Here is a 16,629-nt window from a genome sequence, read left to right as displayed (position 1 = left end):
CATCGCGGACGACCCCGCTCCATCGGGCGATAGCTATGTCGGCGGATGTTGCAACGGGATCCCGTGGTCGAGGAACAGTTGCACCGTCTCATCGAGCTCCCCTGCGGTGCGGCACCCCCAGCGCAGGAAGTTGTACAACGAACTGGCGGATGCGGGATCGACGCGCGCCGCCGCGATGGCGGCCTCGGCCGCAGCGTGCGCGTCAGCCCACAGATCCCGCTCGGGTGCGGGATAAGACGAGCGCGTCGGAGCTGTCCCAGGATCGACCGGCTCATAGGGACGTGGGCGCAGCAGAGATGCGTGCGCACCGCCGGCATCGATCTCACCGCTCTCGACCATCGCAATGCCGATCGCTGCAGCCTCGAGAACTTTCGCCTGCTCGTCCCAGTGCAGGTCCTCGAACGGAACCCACGCTGTCCGCAACGGGCGAGAACGACCGGCGGCCCTCCAGATCGCAACGAGCCTCGTCGCCCACCGTCCGGTGCGAACCAGCGGCGAGGACACTTCGTCGACGACGGTGCGCAGAAGCCGAAACCACACTGCGGCATGTACCCGGCCTGGGCCGAGTTCCACCCATCCCGTCGTCAGAGCCTCGGTGCTGCGCCGATCGAGGTCCGTGACCGCTGAGGGAACCGGAACGGGCGAGACCCGTTCGTCCGAACCGAACCGGACCTGATCCCAGAAGATCGCATGACCAGGGAAAGCAGAGCAGGGTTCGAGTCGGCAACGGTGGTCGAGGCAGCTGCTCAGCACCGGATATTGATGCAGCAGAGTCATGTTGATATCAGCAGTGGATTCGAGGCTGTCGATACATGCCGGGCATGCCCGACTGCGCGGAGTGCTCGCCCACGGCAACCATGCGTCGCTTGTGGGTGTGCGGCGTCGTCGATCCTGCCTCGCGAGGTCGGCCGGTAGCAGGATCGAGAATTGGTGGACGTAGGTGTCGAAGTCGCAGTCGGCGGGGTCGGTACTGTCGAGCAGCCACGGTGTCCACCCCGCCAACGTCATCATCCGCACCCTCTCTACCGGGACTGCGCCGCGACCGGCCAGCTCGGCAAGGATCGGCTCCGGTGTGTAGCGGTCGAGATCCTCGACAGCACAATCGATATCGAGGTCTGCAAACAGATCAGAAGGCTTGATGTGCGGATACAGCTCGCATATCCGGGCCAACCAGGACGAGAGGACCTCACCTGGCAGTGGCGGCGGGTGCAGCGGCCACGGGCGGACGTACGCATCATCGGGCATCGCCGCGAGCCGTGCGTTCACGCGAGGTGGCGTTCGAACTGGCGGCGTCGCTCCGTGGGGCCGAGGTACGGAGTGCGCGTGAGCACCGATGAGGTGATCGCTTCCTCTCCACTGTCGACGGCGGTCACTGCTGCGGCTGTGAGCAGCGTTGTCAGTTCACCGATGGTGCCCTCGCAGCGAGTGAGGAGGTAGTCGGTCATCTCCGGTGATGTCAGGTGCGAGGGTTTGCGGAGGGGGAAGCTCGTGGTGAAGCTGGCCAGCAGTGATCTGGTGTCGGCAGTGTTGGTCCAGACCGGCAAAGTCATGGGGTGGAATCGGTTCTCCAGCTGCGGATCGGTCCGGATGGCGAGGTAGGCGTCGCGGGTTCCGACAGCGGCAAGAGGAATGCGTAGTTCGTTGCCCAGGAACCGCAGCACGTTCAAGAATTCGCGGCGGACGTTGTCGCGGCCGGCGAGAACATTGTGGAGCTCGTCGATGATCAACATCCGTACGCCGGTGGCGCGGAGCAGCATCAATGCTTGCTGTTCGAGTTCGTGGACCCGATTGCGGGGCCTGGTCGGTGTTCCCAACGCTGTGAGCAGTACGAGGTAGAACCGGCCGGGTGACGGGTCCGGGGGCATCTGCATGCACAACACCGGTATCTGCTCGCGGTCGGACAAGCTGATCGGCGGATGAGTGCGCCGGAACTTTTCGATGATCATCGACTTGCCGTTGTTCGTCGGACCGAGCAACAGTAGGTTCGGCATACGCTGCCGGTCCGGCCACGACAACAACGACTCCAGATGGTCGATGACCGTACGGGCCTGCGGATACCCGATCCACCTCTCCGACCGGATCAACCGGATCCGCTCCGCGTCGTCGAGTGCGGTGAGCGGTCGAACCGACTCCCGCAGGTGCCCAAAATCCTCGCTGGACGACTCGGTGGGTTCGTCGCTGCTTCCTGTCGATGCGGTCATCGCCTCACCATTCCTCGATGTCGCTGAAGACAGGCGTTGCGGTGCCGCCGTCCGCTCGAGGCTCCACCGGCGGGTGGATCGCCGGGATCGGTGCACACGCGGCGTCGCCGGTGAGATGCGTACGGCGGGCACGGTTGCGCCGGGCTTTGCGGGTGGCTTTCTGCGAGCGGTCGGTGACCTCGCGCATCTGCTCGATCATCGAAAACAGTACGCTCTCATCAACGTTCGACCGACCTTGTTCGCGGAGACGGGAGATAGCAGCTCTGTGCTCCCACAGTGTCACCGCGGGATGTGACATCGTCCGGTACGGCACCTCGACATAGCCGGCACCGTCTGGTTCGAGGACCCAGATTCTGCTCAAATCGCGTGGGTCACGTCGTATCACGAACCGCCCCAAATCCTCTCGCCGCGCAACCCACGGTTTGAGCGCGTTCGAGAAGTAGTGCACGTGATCGAGAACGAAGCCCGTACGCCTCAGACGTCGCCGGATGACGGGAAGAAAGTCCACCAGGAACGCGGTTTCGCCGAGCACCACACGAGGGGCATGACCAACTGCGGCTACCTCGCCGGCCCACACCGCGGCCGGAGTGTTCCCAATCCCTGTGTGAACGCTTCCGTGATACGAGGCTATGGCCAGGACCAGCCAGCGCTCCAACTCACGCAATGTCAACGCCGCGTGCTTGTCCGAGTCGTAACTTCCTCGGTCCGCTGGGTTCGAGAAGGTGGTCCCAGGCAGCTCGTGCACAGCCGTCATCGCCGTTCCGATGATGCGTTCGACGATCCCGCCGTAGTGCGGTCGGCCCGGAGGACGGTATTCGAGTGTGATGGCGTGCTGGGCGCATCCGCGGCGCAGCGCTTCGCTTTTGAACTCGGAGGCGTTGTCGAGATACAACTGTTTCGGCTTCCCTGCCATCGGCCACTGCACCTGCTCCGCGAGCTCGCATGCCTCCAGCCATGTCTGCTTCTCACAGCACACGCGGCCCAGGCACAACCCGACCGATATCGACGACGGCGGCTCCAGAGTGACGACGAACCCGAGTACGGAACGGCTGAAGACATCAATGGCGATCGTCAGGTAGGGGCGGCCGATCGGTTGCCGCTCGTACTCGTCAACGACCATCAGATCGACGACGGTGTGGTCGATCTGGACCTGATAGAGAATCCCCGAAACCGTCGGTGGACTGTCGCCGGCGGACTGACGTGGGCGGGCGGCATCGGGTCCTCCGCGTGACCTGGCCACCGATGCCGGAGGGAGCGCGGCAATACGCGCGGTGACTGTATTTCTGGCCGGCACTGGCAGACCCGCGCGGTGGCACGCCAGTGCTATACGTCGATGCAGCACAGCGACACTCAGCTTCTGGCGGTGAAGAAAATAGCGGGTGAGATGATCGCCGATCACGTCCTCGACCTCAGCCGCTACTCGGCTGCGGCCACGCCCTCCCGACGAGACCTTCGTCAGAAGATCGGTGACTGTCCCCGTCCCGTTCCTGAGCCTGCCGACCAACGTGTAGACCTGCCGCCTGGACAATCCCAACCGTTGCGCGGCATCGTCGACCGCTTCCGAACGCACCGGATGCATCTCCAGCAAGGGAGCCAGGACAGCGAAACGGGCCTCAGCCTGAGACCACCGCTCCCCCGACGCTGTCAGCACACCGGTCTCCACGACGTCGAGCTTGTCGGGGTCCACCACAAGCCTCCCTGTCACCGAGAGCCGAGCGTGCGACCGTGCACCGCACTTCTGACATCAGAATGTCAGAAGACCACTGCACTCACCCTCGAAACGCCTGCAAAGAGTGCAGCCGTCTTCTGAAGTTGACAGGCGGACTGATCGGCGGCATCAGTATTGTCCGGGCTGCGGGCGGGCGAATCGGCGTGGACAGGTTGGCCAGTAACGACGAGCTCCGAATGGGCTACGACCCGATCGATCTCGGGCCGGACTTCTTCGACGCCTACGAGAGCAGTTTTCGGGCCACGCAGAACTGGCAGAACAGCAATGTCAGCCCGCACTTCCCGTACGCAGCGCAGATCTGGCAGTCGATGTGGCAGCAGCAAACGGGCGAGCGTGTCGACGGTGCGTTGGCAACCGACCCGGTAGCGCTCGGCTACATCCTCGATGTAGTCGGTCCCATCACGATGGACGACGGTGAAGTGATCGACGGATCCAACGTCGTACGGATCACGCAGTCCGACGCCTACTTTCGGTTCCAGAACGACAACACCGCACGCAAGGCGTATCTCCAGGACATTGCCGCCAGGGTCGTCACGAAGATGCAGGAGAAGACCGGGTCGACGGGTGCTCTGCTCGAAGCGCTCGGAAAAGCGACCGTCGAAGGCCACCTCGCCGTCTGGAGCGCGGACCCCGCGCTGCAAGCAATTCTGGGTCCGACCGAGATCGGTCACGAAGTGTCGGACAGCCCGCAGCCCTACGCCGCAGTGGTGGTGAACAACGGCGCCGGAGGCAAGCTCGATTACTACCTGCAGCGCAAGGTTCACTACACCTCCCAGTCCTGCGACGGCGCGACGCGGACCACCCGAGTGATCGCCGAACTGACCAACAATGCACCCCAACAGGACTACCCCGCCTACATCGCCGGTAGACAGAACGATTCGACCCGATACGGCGGACCACCGGGAACCAACAGGTCGGTGGTGGCGCTGTACGCAACGCAGGGTGCGACGTTGACGGACGCCACCATCGACGGCACTCCACTGTTTCTCCTGACCGCCGCCGAACGCGGCCACCCGGTGTTCTACGTTCCGGTCGTCATCGAACCGGGTCGAACCAGGACCATCGAATACAACCTTGTCGAACCGATGGTGAGCGGCGTGGCTCTGGCACCTGTTCAGCCGCAATCCATCTCGACACCGACCGTGGTGGACTTCTCGGAATGCGACTGAACGGCCGTCGGTAATATTCGCACGTATGTTCGATATCGGGTAGCATTGCCGTCGGCGGAGTCGGGAGGGAAGCCCGACTCCGCCGCACGATTCGAGTACGACTTCAGTGAAGTGGACGGTGATCCGGTGGACGACGTGCTGTGTAAGGCCGAAGAGCTCGAGTTGCTCGTCGCCGCCCTCCAGGCTCTGGATCGGCAACGCGTCGACATGGGGGACCGGTTGGTGGATCTGGAGCACTACTTTCGACGAGCTGGATGTCCCGAACTGTCACGACGTGCGCTCGATGCGTTCATGGTGACCTATGCCGGACGAGTGATCGAGCTTGCGGACGGCATGCGCGGATGACGCAACTCCGAAATTGTGTTCTCGTTCTCGGACCAGCCGGTTTCATCTGTGGTTGACTTGGATCTTCAGTTCGGGACACTAGGAAAGTTGCTCGAAAACTGTGAACAGTCTTCGCCGATGGTGGTCGCTTCCCGTCGACTACGGGTGGAACGTTGCGTACGCGCGGTCCCAACAAGCGCTGCAGATAACCAAAATTCTGATCGGCATCTGGTGCTGGCTCTACGCGGCGGCAGCTGCGATCGGCTTGGCCATTTCAGGTCTCGGCAACGGTTCTTCTGCGCGTTGGGCGTTGTGGTTTACGATCTTGACCGCCGTTCCGGTGGGGGCTGCATGGTTGGCCGGCGGGTGGCCGAGTCGGCGGATGTCTTTTGCATTCGTGTTGTATGCCGACGTCGTACTGGCCGTAGTCCTGCTCACGTTCGATCCGCCGTCCGTTGCGCTCCCGATGGCAGCGCTGTTCACGGTGATGGGCAGTTACGTCGTCGGGTTTCACGGGCCGAAACTGTTCACGGCCCACCACACCTTTGCTCTCGTCACCGCCGTTACCCTGTACGGCTTCGCCGTGGTCGACGAGCCGGAGCAGCGGCTGACAAGCAACCTTCATATGGTCATGCTGATTCTGGTGATGTTCTCCGCTCCCCTCATCTGTCATACGTTCCTCATGCTGCTGCGCCGCGACGCCACCGGCGCGTTTTTCGACCCCCTGACCGGGATGCAGAATCGACGGGGATTCGATGCGTCGATAGGCAACCTTCAGTTTCGTTCGGTGCCGCATGGGACGGTCACCGTCGTTGTTATCGATATCGACAACTTCAAGTCGGTCAACGACCGGTTCGGTCACCAGCACGGAGATGCTGTTATTCGACTGGCGGCGAGCCGCATTCTCGAAATGTTTCCTGCACCCGCCGTCGCGGTCCGTCTCGGCGGTGAAGAGTTCGCAGTCGCCTGCCTCGACAGTCCGGCGGTGGTGAAAGAACGATCGGATCTATTGAGGTCCCGATTGTGCAATGAAACCGACCGACCGCCGCTGACCGCGTCGATCGGCGTCGCCCATGCGGTTGCCGGGTCGAGAACCATGAGGGACCACGTCGAGAAACTGTTGGGTGAGGCAGACAAGGCCATGTACCAGGCGAAGAGGCTAGGAGGTAATCGTGTTGCCTCGAGCGACGAGCCGGCCGAGTACCTCCCGATCGTCGATCATCTGTGAGCGTGCGAACAAGGGCGATGACTTACCACCCGCACGGAGAGCCACGAGTCATGTAACGATTGACGCTCACAGTCATGGGTCGCAACGTGCCGTGACGGATGGGGAGCGCACGTACATGGAGATACAGGATTACTTGAAGATCCTGAAGGGGCGATGGGTCGTCATTGCCGTCACCACACTGGTGGCTGTTGTGGGAGCACTCGGGGTATCTCTGTTGACCACGCCGCTCTATCAGTCCACGGCCAAAATGTTCGTGTCGGCGACCGGAGGCTCCACGGTCGGCGAGGCCTACCAGAACAACTTGTTCTCGCAGCAGCGCGTAGCGTCCTATTCCGAACTGGTCACCGGTGAAGCTCTCGCGGCACGAGTGCTCGACGTGCTGCCACTCGATCTCACGCCGAGCGACCTGGCCGAGAAGGTCGAGGCCCAATCCACCCCGGACACGGTGTTGTTCGACATCACCGCGACGGACGCATCGCCCACTCTTGCTCGTGATATCGCCAACGCGATGGCCGCAGAGCTGGTGACCCAGGTGCGGAGTCTGGAAACTCCTTCCGACGGTGGCACGCCCGCGGCAGGGGTCAAGATCGTCCAACTCGCCGGAGTGTCGGAAACTCCTGTCAGCCCGAAGACACTGCGAAATTTGGCAATTGGAGCAGGTCTGGGACTGCTCCTCGGAATTGCCGTCGCGGTGCTGCGAGATCGACTCGACAACACGGTCAAGGACCGGCGTGACGTCGAGGCCGTGTTCGGCAAGACACAGGTGGGCAGCATTCCGTTCGACAAGAGGCGTGGAGAGCATCCCGCAATCGAATTTCACGATGCCGGGCAGTCCTCGAGTGCCGAGGCGTTTCGCGAACTGCGCACCAACTTGCAATTTCTGGCAGTCGACAATCCGCCACGAGTCGTCGTCGTGACCAGCGCGATTCCGAGCGAAGGCAAATCGACCACGGCGGTGAATCTTGCGCTGGCAATGGCAGAGGCCGGCCACCATGTTGCGTTGGTCGAGGGTGACTTGCGGCGCCCCCGAATCTCGAAATACCTGGGAGTGCTCGGATCGGTCGGTCTCAGTACCGTCCTTGCGGGACAGGCGGAATTGAACGACGTGATGCAGCCGACCAGGTACGAGGGGCTCGAAGTGATGGCATCGGGCAAGTTGCCGCCCAATCCTTCCGAGCTTTTGGGATCGGAAGCGTCGAGGACGTTGATCGATCAGCTTCGTAGCAACTTCGACTACGTGATCGTCGACGGCGCACCGCTGCTGCCGGTCACCGACTCGGCCGTGCTCACTACGCATACCGACGGCGCACTGATCGTGGTCCGCCACGGGCATACGAAGACTCATGAACTGGACAGGGCAATAAAGAATCTCGAAGCGATCGGAGCCCGCGTCTTGGGTGTGGTCATGGTGATGACACCCATCCGCAAGGGTGACGCGTACAGCTACTCGTACAACTACACTGCCGATTCCGATGGGACGCGGGTCGGTGTTCCGCCGACTCCTGCCCCGTCTGCCCGCACTGCCACGACGAGAGCTTCGGGTAAGAAGTGGCCGGAGTCGAAGCTAAAACCGCTGCGGCCGTTGTTCGACCGAAGCGTTGATCCGAACTCGGGCTCTGCGCAATGAGTGCCTGAACCTCGGTGACGACGACGGCGGCCGGTTCCGAATTCGGTACCGGCCGCCGTCACGACTCAGGGTTGCGTGCCTCTAGCGCGCAACCTTGGCTGCGATCGCGGACTGCGTTCCGACGTCGAAGACCGGGTTGGTCAGGTGCACGTCGAGAGTGTTGCCCGGTCCGGCGATGATGGCGTTGAGCACCGAGGTGAACGCGCCACAGTTCTGGAACTGCGGAATCGTGTAGGTGCCCTTGACATGTGAGTCGGTCTGGTTGTTCTGAATCAGATCGATCGCATCGAGCGAACCGGTGAGGTTGGCGGTGGTTTCGGCCGTGACGCAGTTGGCACCTGCGGGGATCAGGTCGAGCGAAGACGATCCGGCCGATCCGGTGTCGATGCCCAGCGGCTTCACCGAATCGATGCGAATCTTGAAGCTCTGCTTCACATCGAGGTCCAGCGTGGGTGCGTCGGCGGGTCCGCCCTGGACGAGCGTGCCGGACACCGGGGTCGGGTCGATGATCGAAATGGTGAACTTGGCCAGCGTCGCGGGACCGAGTTTGAGGTTGGCCGATGCCTGCGGGAGGTCGAGAGAACCGGTCACGGTTCCACCGACGATGTCGACGTCGGTGACCAGATCGGTGGTCGGGAACACCACTGGCTGACCGGTTTTGGAAATGAGCGTGGTCGTATCTGCCTGAAACGTGATGGGAAGCGTGTCGGCAGCGTTGGCCGGTGCGGCCACCATCGTTGCCAGTGCGACGGACGATGCCAGTGCCGCCACGGTGACGACGGTCTTGTTGCGAATCTTCACGTGGTTTCCTTCGGATATCGGGTTGTTGTTCGGACGAGGGTTCGAGCGTCAGGACAGGGTGAAGGCCGGATTCGGCTGAACCGACAGGCTGTTGACCGTGCAGTTACCGGACATCGGCTGATCGGTCGAGGTCAGAGTGTTGGTCATGTTGTCGAAAGAACCGGCCAGGGTGGCAGGGCCGCAGTTGTATCCGACCAGTGAGAAGCCGACGTTGGAGACCTCGCCGGTGGTAGCGCTGGTGGGAGTGAGGGTCCAGGGCAGGTTCTTCAGCTGCGGCAGGTTGCACAGACGGTTGGAGCCGCTGATCTTGGCGTCGGTGATCGATGCCGACGAGCCGTCGGCGCTGGTGCTCCCGATGAGGTCGATGGAGCAACTCACCGGCACACCGAACGAGGCGGGCGTGCTCACGACGATGGTTCCGGGTGCGGTGAAGGCAGTGCCTGCAGGCGAGATGGTGGCGGCGCCGGCGCTGGCGGCACCGACCGTTGCACCGGTGATCGCCACGGCCGCGAACACCGCGGCAAGTGTGCGTGAGTAAAACGGTGAGCTGGGCGTCATCGAACGATCCTCCAAGTCCAAAGCGGCTCCGGGGCCCCGGTGGGCAGCCGGTGGCACCGGAGATCCGGTAGCCGAAAGGGACGTTAGGGCGGCGAACCGAATGTCGGAATTGTTTCATTTCAAGTCTGTGACAAGTCACAATACGGGCGGTTCGTTTGTTGTACGCTCTGGTAATGAAATTGGGCTCGTGCCTCGAAAGCGCGCTTCAGCATGGGCTTTCGGCCCGATTCCGCTCGAGCCCATGTCGACCGACCCGGCCTCGACGGCGCGGGTCTCGTTATCGGAACGTTATGCAGCGTTACCCAAACGAGATACATGCGACGTCGTCCGTGACACCTCCGTCCTCGATGATCAGTGGAGCGAAAAGAGCTGAAGAAAGTCAGGTTTGAAACTCCGATCCACCCCCGTAGGACGGGGGTCGATTTTTCGTGTCAAACTGTGGTGTGACGTTCGCGCTGGCCGAAGCAGGATCCGCAGTCGACACGGACACGGGAGAGTTGACGGTGCAGCCGTATTTCGCCCCGGTCTGTCGACTGGACAATGGTGCGCTCGCAGCGATCGAGGTACAGCTGCGTGGGCCCGCGAACGGTCCGCTTGCCTCCGCCGATGCCCTCAAGCGTGCGGCCAGGGCCATGGACGCCAAACGTGAACTCGACGCCCTGGCTTGGCGAGTCGCTCGGCTCGAGCGGTCGGTGCGACTGCCGATGCTCGTCTCGATGGATGTCGGCTCGCTCGCCTCCATCGACGCGGTCACCGAAGAGCAACTTCGACGCGACATCGTCGTCGTCACCGAAGCAGCGCTCGTGGACAGCCCGGCCCGGACTCTCGCGGCTATCGACAAGGCCCGGCGCGACGGCAAGGTGGTCGCCGTGGACGATGTCGGTCGTCGGCCGCAGTCGATGACGCTACTCCCGCTCATCGAACCGGACGTGATCATTCTTGCTGAAACGATGGTCTCCACACGTCCAGGCCTGTCCACTGCGCGAACCGCCCATGCAGTCTCTGCCCAGGTCGAGCGAACCGGTGCGGTGGTCGTCGCCAGCGGAGTCGACACCGCGCTGCATCGGAGCCGCGCTCTGGGACTCGGTGCGACGTACGGAGTGGGTGAGCTGTACCCGGCCACACAGTCGACAGAAGATCTTCCCTCCGACGCCTCTGAGGTGATGCCTCCGTTCCCCACCTGGAGCACTCCCTCGATCGCGATGGAATCTCCGTACGCCATCGCGGCCGAAGGCAAGATAGCTACGCGGAGTACCAAGCGTTTGCTGGTGGCGATGAGTACATCCCTCGAGATGCAGGCTGCATCTGCGGGACCGGAAACGTTGATACTCGGCACTTTTCAGAGGGCCGAGCACTTCACTCCCACCACCCGCGCGCGCTGGGTGTCGATGGCGGAGCAGATCTCGTACGCCGGCGTCTACGGGGTGGGGATGGGGTACGTGCAGGAGGGTGGCATTGTGCACGCGCCACTCGACCCGTCGGATTCCCTCGTCGAGGAGTGGAACGTGGTGGTACTCGGACCGCACTTCTGCGGTGTACTCGCTGCCATCGATCTGCATCGCGGTGAGTCCGACGCAGACCGTGAGTTCGACTATGTCATGTCGTACGACCGGGCCACTGTAGTCCGTTGTGCGCGTGCAATTCTCGCGCGGTTCTGACTCGCCCTCCACCGAGTGCCAGGAAGCAGATGTTTCGGGTGGCCACGGCAGGGCATACCGCACAGCAGGCGATGAAGTAGTCCGGACTGCAGCATTGCTCAGACCCCGTACGTTGAAACAACAGCGTACGGGGTCGCCTTTGTGGTCAACGTTCGGTCGAGACCCTGTTCACCAATTCCACGGCGACGTCGTGAAGCTTCCGATTGGATCCCTGCGATTGGCCGACGAGCAGAGCGAATGCCGCGTCCGCGGTGATCTGATGCACTGCCATCAGCATTCCCTTCGCCTGTTCTATAGGCGCTCTCTGCACGAGTGCCCGCTGAACATCGTCCGGCAATTCGACGGGGTTTGCGTGCATAGTGGACATGAGACTGATTGTTGCGCAACTTGTTCCGACGCAGCTTGCCACCGAGGGGACACGCCGACATGCCGTCGAACAGAGCTGTCGGCGTTACCTGATTCGTAGCCGTTCGTGACCGCAGCGTTATGAGCCGCCCTTTTTTGTCAGGCGGCCGGGTTGGACAGCGGTCGTCCGATCAAGAACTCGAGAGTGCGGTAGGCGTCCGTGCGACGACCGTTGCTCGCGTTGTCGTGGTACGCGGCACCGGCGACGACAACGCCGACCGGAATGCGACCCGACTCGATGTCGCGCGCCGTTTGCTCCGCACAGTTACGCAACACAGGGCAGTCGGCGCACAGTCGCCATGCCTTTTCTGCGCGTTTGCGTCCGTGGCGGGGAAGTTGCTGCGAGTCGTAGGCATCCATGTCGTCGATGCACGCACCCTTGAGGCGCCAGACCTGGTCATCTGTCATCGTCGTGATCCGTTTCGCGTCGTGCCGATCGTTCCACGACCCACATTCCCCACCTCGGGTAACTCGAAACAACCGAATGCCTTGCGCCGCCGCGGACCGTAGGAGTCAGAGTGCGCGACGGGCCGATACCCGCGCGGCTGCGCCCGCCGCCGCGATGGTCACCAGGGCTCCGAGCACGATGGCCGGGCCCTCACCGGGAGCCAGGACGCCGCTTTCCGCGCCGAGCGTCACTGCCGAAACCGGAACGCCGAGTTGGGCTGCCGCGAGTATCCCGAGTCCGGCGGGTTGGCCGGTCAGGCGCATGGCAACGTGCACTGCCACGGCACCGCCTCCCAATACGAGCCCCAGCACGATCATGCCCGGATGACTGCCCAGGGCACGCAGATCGAGGGATGCTCCGAGCCAGACGAAATACAGTGGCCCCAGAAAACCTTCGGTGATGGCAAACAGTTGTTGCGTCAGACGTCTCGGTTCTCCGATTGCAGCGACGGCCAGACCGAAACCGAAGCCGGCGAGCATCACCGACGCGTGAGTGTGGACCGCAAGGGCCGCGAGGCCGAACAACAGAACCAGGTTGAGGCGCAATTCGAGCGCGAGCTTGCGCTGGGCAGAGACGTGGTGGATTCGGCGGCGCAGCCCGGTGAGGTCGAAGTGGCGCAGGACAACGAAGATCAGGCCGGCAGCGGCGATGACCGTGGCCGATCCGAGCGCGGCGGGAACGGCGCGCGGTGGATCGATCACGAGCGGCAGCGCGACGATGCAGACTGCGTCGGCAAGCGCGATCTGAGGCAGGAGGGACATCAGCCCGGGTGTGGTCGTCTTGCTGGACTCGACGATCGGCATGATGACCGCGGCCGAGGACGATGCCATCAGTACCGCGTAGAGACCCAGGTGTGGTGGATCGAATGCGACGGAGACGGCCCAGCCGATCGCGGTGGCCAGCAGCCCGACGGCCACAGCCCGCGCAGCGCCTACCCGGAGGCCGACCCGTAGTCGAGGGTCACGAATGGGAACCTGGCTGCCGGCCACGAACATTACGAGCGCAAACCCCACCTGCGCCAGGAAACTCAGTGTCTGTTCACTCGGATCGATGACACCGAAGCCGGTGTGGCCTATGGCAATTCCGGCGACAAGTTCTCCGATGACGACGGGTATCCGAAGCCCGCGTGGCAGCGCCAGCAGTGGTCCGAACAACCCCACTGCGGCACACAGGGCAAGCGTCTCGAAGGTCATGCGACCGCGATGACCTCAGGCAGAGTTCAGCGTCGGGCGTCGACTCGACGGCAATGCCGACGCAACGAGGTCTCGAGGGTGCAGAGCCCTCTGCTCGATCATCATGGACTGTATTCGACAATCGACCACACGCAGTTGTGCAGCCAGCGGGCTGCACATGAGCGCGCGCTCATAGTCGATAGCGGCGGAGCGAAATTCGGTGTCGAGATCGGTCATGTCATCGTCTCCTCGAATGTGGCTACTTCGTGTCGACGACGTTCAGGACGACAGTCCTGAGCGTACAACGACACTCGGGCTGCGCCATCTGCCCAAGTGCCCTTCTTTCGAGGCCACTCGGCTCTGTTTCACAGTCACATGACGATGACCGCGGCACCCGCGAACCGACCGTGCCGCAAATCGCACAAGGCGTCCGGGACCCGCTCGAACGGGTACACCGTGGTCTCCACTCGAAGGTGCACTCGACCACAGATATCGAGAAATGCCCGCGCGTCCTCCCTGGTGTTCGCTTCCACACTGCGCAGCCGCTTCTCGTGGAAGAGGTGTCGCTGGTAATTCAGGGCAGGGACGTCGGTCTGCCGCCGAATCCGTAGAGGCCGAGGATGCCGTGCACCGGTAGCTCGGTCAGCAAAAGCGCTCGGTAGCCGATAATTCCTGCGCACAGCAGCGGAGCGAGTTCGGCGAGGCGGTATCCCGCAGGCAGTGCGAGTGCGTAATCGGCAGGAACAACTACCCACTCTGCGAATCCACCGTCGTGATTCCACCCGGTGTAACGGGATTCGGCGCACAAGTTCTCCTTGCCCTCCGCGCAGAGCGCGCAGGTGCCGCAGGTGTGCCGAAGCCACGGAATGCCTACTCGGTCACCGACGCGGAACGGTGTCACGGTATCGGCCCCGAGGGCGGACACGACCCCGACTATCTCGCGCCCGGGGACGACACCGGGTGAGTGCACGGGAAGATCGCCCTCGACGACGTGTAGATCCGTCCGGTACACACCACACGCCTCGACCGAGACCAGCAATTCCCCCGGTGCGGGGATCGGACGACGTGCTTCGACGAGCTGCAGTGGGTTGTCGTCGACGGAGCCGGGAAGCGTGGTGCGCCAGGCCTTTCCCGACGCGCCGGTGTCAGGGGTCGAAGCGGTCATCGGGAAGCCATGGCCGTGAGCGATTCGGCAACGGTCCCGGAGGTGTCGATCACGGTCGCGCTCGGCCAGGGTCGGTGGGAACGGGCCATGGCGTCGTATACCGACGTGGATGCGTCCGAGGCTCCGTGGGGACGAGTAGTGATGCGTTCCAGTGCAATTCGCTCCGGTGCCCGGCACTCGAACTCGACGAGATCGCTGTGGGTGTCGGCTCCGAGCGTCCGCGCCTGCTCTCGCGTGTAGCCGTCGTTCCACGATGCGTCGATGATCACCGAATGGCCCATCGTGACCTGTTCGTGTGCTCGGTGCATCAACTCGACGTAGGTGGCTGCTGTCTTCTCGGCGGTATAGAGCCCACATCCGACGGCCGACGGATGTGGTGACCGTGGGTCGAGCCCTGCGCTCTCCTTGCGCACCACATCGCTCGACAACACCACGGCCCCGGTACGTTCCGCGAGCGCTGCCGCCATGGTGCTCTTGCCGGTGCCGGGCAGGCCGCCCATCAATGTGACGGTGACCGCCGACGACGTCAGATGGGCGAGCGCGAGCTCGAGGTGGGCGCGTGCGTCGATCTGCGAAGACGGGTGACCCTGATGAAAGCGAAGGCAGGCGACCTTCGCGCGAACAGTCGCGCGGTAGGCGATGTAGTGATCGATCAGAGAGCGAGGGGGATTGTCCTCGGTCGCTTCGAGGTACGACGTCACGAATCGCCGGGCCGCGTCGGGGCGACCCTGAAACTCGAGATCCATTGCCAAACAGGCGACGTCGTCGATTGCGTCGAGAAAACGAAGGCGGTCGTCGAAGTCGAGACAGTCGAGTATGCGGGGGCCGTCGGGAAGGCAGAAGATATCGTCCGAGAGAAGATCGCCGTGCCCGTCGACTACGTGGCCCTGTGAAATTCGATGATCGAACAGTGCAGCACGCCCGCTGACGTACCGTGACGACAGACATTCCAGCCGCTCCACGAGCTCCGGTTCGAGCACGCCGACCGCCAGTTCACGCATTTCGTCGATGTTGTTGCGCCACCGTTCTTCCAGGGCATTCTGTCGCCCCTCGCCGTCGATGCGGATACTTCGAGGACTGTTCTTGTGAGCGGTCCCGATCGCGCGTGCGACGAGGTCGATGTCGGTGCCGATGTCCTCGCCGGCCGCTGCGCGAGAGGACAATCGAGTGGAGTCGGGGAGGCGTCGCATCTTCAGCAAGGGTTCGGCCGGACCGCCTTCCGGATCGGTGAGCTCGGCGATGCCGAGATAGACATCGGGCGCGAATCGAGAATTGAGTGTGAACTCCCGGTCGCACGCGGTCCATCGGGAATCGACCGTACGAAAGTCGAGAAAGTCGGTTTCGATCGGCTTCTTCATCTTGTAGACGACATCACCGAGTAGAAAAACATAAGCACTGTGCGTTTCGCGGATCAGTGCGGCACCGACGGCCGTCGGACCTGACGGATCGCACTCGACGACTGCAGGCATGGTTCATCCTTCGAATGGTGTTGGGGGAACAGGTTTACCGGTACTAGCGAGAGGGATGATCGCGGGCCTGTAGAAAGCGTTGCCAGTCTCTGTCCCACTGTCGCATTCGTGAACGTTCACCGGCCACGGTGGTGAGGTAGACCAGGCCGCCGATCGCAATGGCACCGAGAAACCACACGAAAACGGCCGTGGCAGCACCGTTGACCACAGCACCGGCACCAGTGCCGGGGGCGCGCACGAGATTCCCGCCCGCATCACGCCAGATCGGAGTCGTGTCACCGATTCGTAGCGCCGAGGGGACGTCGGTTGCCCCCGAGCGCAGTGAGCCGTCCGGCGCGCTCCACTGCACGGTCGCGGTACCGGCCACGGTCGTGACGCCGTCGGTATCGGGCCGAGCGGATTTCGTGGCGTCGATGACACGGGCATCGACCAGAACGTACTGTGCCCGCTGCTGTTGCGACCGCAGTAACAGGTCGCTGGAGGTCACCGAACCGACGGTCGCGGCGACGGGAATCAGCAGCAGAAGTACCGCGACACCGACGACGGCTGCTGTTCGTTCGATCCTGTCGGGCAGTCGCATCAGTGGATTGGAGATCCACGGACTTCGTCGCCACCACCGGTGAACCTGTTCTGTGAACATGCCCGTCACCTACTCCCGCCCGAAGTGCATTCGTC

The 16,629-nt window shown here is 63.0% G+C and carries 16 protein-coding genes and 1 pseudogene; 5 read left to right on the top strand and 12 right to left on the bottom strand.

The window, feature by feature from the left end; translation table 11 throughout:
- Positions 1-33 precede the first annotated feature (33 nt).
- From ACFI9K_RS01135 to ACFI9K_RS01125, 3 genes are read right to left on the bottom strand one after another with little or no spacing between them, the layout of a single operon-like run.
- Positions 34-1,266: a TniQ family protein gene (locus ACFI9K_RS01135; RefSeq protein WP_377376920.1), complete on the bottom strand. Its 1,233-nt coding sequence runs from the start codon at positions 1,264-1,266 to the stop codon at positions 34-36.
- Positions 1,263-2,201: a TniB family NTP-binding protein gene (locus ACFI9K_RS01130; protein ID WP_377376923.1), complete on the bottom strand. Its 939-nt coding sequence runs from the start codon at positions 2,199-2,201 to the stop codon at positions 1,263-1,265. Before ACFI9K_RS01130 ends, ACFI9K_RS01135 begins: the two co-directional genes overlap by 4 nt.
- 4 nt (positions 2,202-2,205) lie before the next feature.
- On the bottom strand, positions 2,206-3,888 hold the full coding sequence (locus ACFI9K_RS01125) for a Mu transposase C-terminal domain-containing protein (protein WP_377376925.1): 1,683 nt from the start codon (positions 3,886-3,888) through the stop codon (positions 2,206-2,208).
- A 125-nt stretch (positions 3,889-4,013) separates the two neighbouring features.
- Here ACFI9K_RS01125 and ACFI9K_RS01120 point away from each other — a divergent pair, with 125 nt between their 5' ends.
- The 4 genes from ACFI9K_RS01120 to ACFI9K_RS01105 all read left to right on the top strand — a co-directional run bounded on the left by ACFI9K_RS01120 (position 4,014) and on the right by ACFI9K_RS01105 (position 8,278).
- A complete protein-coding gene (locus ACFI9K_RS01120; RefSeq protein WP_462661820.1) occupies positions 4,014-5,099 on the top strand; it encodes a DUF4012 domain-containing protein in 1,086 nt (361 codons plus the stop codon).
- 45 nt (positions 5,100-5,144) lie between these two features.
- The gene (locus tag ACFI9K_RS01115; protein ID WP_462661819.1) at positions 5,145-5,444 is read left to right on the top strand and encodes a hypothetical protein; all 300 of its coding nucleotides are present in this window, start codon (positions 5,145-5,147) and stop codon (positions 5,442-5,444) included.
- A gap of 100 nt (positions 5,445-5,544) precedes the next feature.
- Complete coding sequence (locus ACFI9K_RS01110) at positions 5,545-6,651, top strand: GGDEF domain-containing protein (protein ID WP_462661818.1); 1,107 nt, start codon at positions 5,545-5,547, stop codon at positions 6,649-6,651.
- 115 nt (positions 6,652-6,766) lie between these two features.
- The gene (locus ACFI9K_RS01105; protein ID WP_462661817.1) at positions 6,767-8,278 is read left to right on the top strand and encodes a tyrosine-protein kinase domain-containing protein; all 1,512 of its coding nucleotides are present in this window, start codon (positions 6,767-6,769) and stop codon (positions 8,276-8,278) included.
- Positions 8,279-8,359: 81 nt separating this feature from the next.
- On the opposite strand, the gene ACFI9K_RS01100 is transcribed toward ACFI9K_RS01105, so the two are convergent.
- Positions 8,360-9,079 (bottom strand): hypothetical protein, encoded by a 720-nt coding sequence (locus tag ACFI9K_RS01100; RefSeq protein ID WP_462661816.1) that lies wholly within the window; start codon positions 9,077-9,079, stop codon positions 8,360-8,362.
- A 48-nt stretch (positions 9,080-9,127) separates the two neighbouring features.
- Positions 9,128-9,637 (bottom strand): alkane oxidation protein activator PraA, encoded by a 510-nt coding sequence (praA, locus tag ACFI9K_RS01095; RefSeq protein ID WP_462661815.1) that lies wholly within the window; start codon positions 9,635-9,637, stop codon positions 9,128-9,130.
- A gap of 443 nt (positions 9,638-10,080) precedes the next feature.
- Here praA and ACFI9K_RS01090 point away from each other — a divergent pair, with 443 nt between their 5' ends.
- Positions 10,081-11,295: an EAL domain-containing protein gene (locus ACFI9K_RS01090; RefSeq protein ID WP_462661814.1), complete on the top strand. Its 1,215-nt coding sequence runs from the start codon at positions 10,081-10,083 to the stop codon at positions 11,293-11,295.
- 145 nt (positions 11,296-11,440) lie between these two features.
- On the opposite strand, the gene ACFI9K_RS01085 is transcribed toward ACFI9K_RS01090, so the two are convergent.
- The 7 genes and pseudogenes from ACFI9K_RS01085 to ACFI9K_RS01055 form a co-directional block, all read right to left on the bottom strand.
- Complete coding sequence (locus ACFI9K_RS01085) at positions 11,441-11,662, bottom strand: ANTAR domain-containing protein (RefSeq protein ID WP_462661813.1); 222 nt, start codon at positions 11,660-11,662, stop codon at positions 11,441-11,443.
- A gap of 137 nt (positions 11,663-11,799) precedes the next feature.
- Positions 11,800-12,108 carry a WhiB family transcriptional regulator gene (locus tag ACFI9K_RS01080; protein WP_032405493.1) on the bottom strand — a complete coding sequence of 103 codons (309 nt, stop codon included), beginning with the start codon at positions 12,106-12,108 and terminating at the stop codon, positions 11,800-11,802.
- Positions 12,109-12,213: 105 nt separating this feature from the next.
- Positions 12,214-13,341, bottom strand: a complete 1,128-nt coding sequence (locus tag ACFI9K_RS01075) for a cation:proton antiporter (RefSeq protein ID WP_462661812.1) — start codon at positions 13,339-13,341, stop codon at positions 12,214-12,216.
- A gap of 15 nt (positions 13,342-13,356) precedes the next feature.
- Positions 13,357-13,557 (bottom strand): hypothetical protein, encoded by a 201-nt coding sequence (locus ACFI9K_RS01070; protein ID WP_462661811.1) that lies wholly within the window; start codon positions 13,555-13,557, stop codon positions 13,357-13,359.
- A gap of 134 nt (positions 13,558-13,691) precedes the next feature.
- Positions 13,692-14,485 (bottom strand): annotated as a pseudogene (locus ACFI9K_RS01065) (alcohol dehydrogenase catalytic domain-containing protein).
- On the bottom strand, positions 14,482-15,954 hold the full coding sequence (locus ACFI9K_RS01060; RefSeq protein ID WP_462661810.1) for a bifunctional aminoglycoside phosphotransferase/ATP-binding protein: 1,473 nt from the start codon (positions 15,952-15,954) through the stop codon (positions 14,482-14,484). The pseudogene ACFI9K_RS01065 and the gene ACFI9K_RS01060 overlap by 4 nt, the downstream one beginning before the upstream one ends.
- A gap of 43 nt (positions 15,955-15,997) precedes the next feature.
- Complete coding sequence (locus ACFI9K_RS01055) at positions 15,998-16,594, bottom strand: Rv1733c family protein (RefSeq protein WP_462661809.1); 597 nt, start codon at positions 16,592-16,594, stop codon at positions 15,998-16,000.
- Positions 16,595-16,629 lie beyond the last annotated feature (35 nt).

This window comes from Rhodococcus sp. PSi06 (assembly GCF_054960675.1).
This window is presented reverse-complemented; position numbering and strand designations above follow the sequence as displayed.

Bases quoted from the DNA above. Each gene is read 5' to 3' on its own strand.
- ACFI9K_RS01130 (WP_377376923.1), bottom strand. From the start codon at position 2,201: ATGACCGCATCGACAGGAAGCAGCGACGAACCCACCGAGTCGTCCAGC.
- ACFI9K_RS01105 (WP_462661817.1), top strand. From the start codon at position 6,767: ATGGAGATACAGGATTACTTGAAGATCCTGAAGGGGCGATGGGTCGTC.
- praA (WP_462661815.1), bottom strand. From the start codon at position 9,637: ATGACGCCCAGCTCACCGTTTTACTCACGCACACTTGCCGCGGTGTTC.
- ACFI9K_RS01085 (WP_462661813.1), bottom strand. From the start codon at position 11,662: ATGTCCACTATGCACGCAAACCCCGTCGAATTGCCGGACGATGTTCAG.
- ACFI9K_RS01080 (WP_032405493.1), bottom strand. From the start codon at position 12,108: ATGACAGATGACCAGGTCTGGCGCCTCAAGGGTGCGTGCATCGACGAC.
- ACFI9K_RS01075 (WP_462661812.1), bottom strand. From the start codon at position 13,341: ATGACCTTCGAGACGCTTGCCCTGTGTGCCGCAGTGGGGTTGTTCGGA.
- ACFI9K_RS01070 (WP_462661811.1), bottom strand. From the start codon at position 13,557: ATGACCGATCTCGACACCGAATTTCGCTCCGCCGCTATCGACTATGAG.
- ACFI9K_RS01060 (WP_462661810.1), bottom strand. From the start codon at position 15,954: ATGCCTGCAGTCGTCGAGTGCGATCCGTCAGGTCCGACGGCCGTCGGT.
- ACFI9K_RS01055 (WP_462661809.1), bottom strand. From the start codon at position 16,594: ATGTTCACAGAACAGGTTCACCGGTGGTGGCGACGAAGTCCGTGGATC.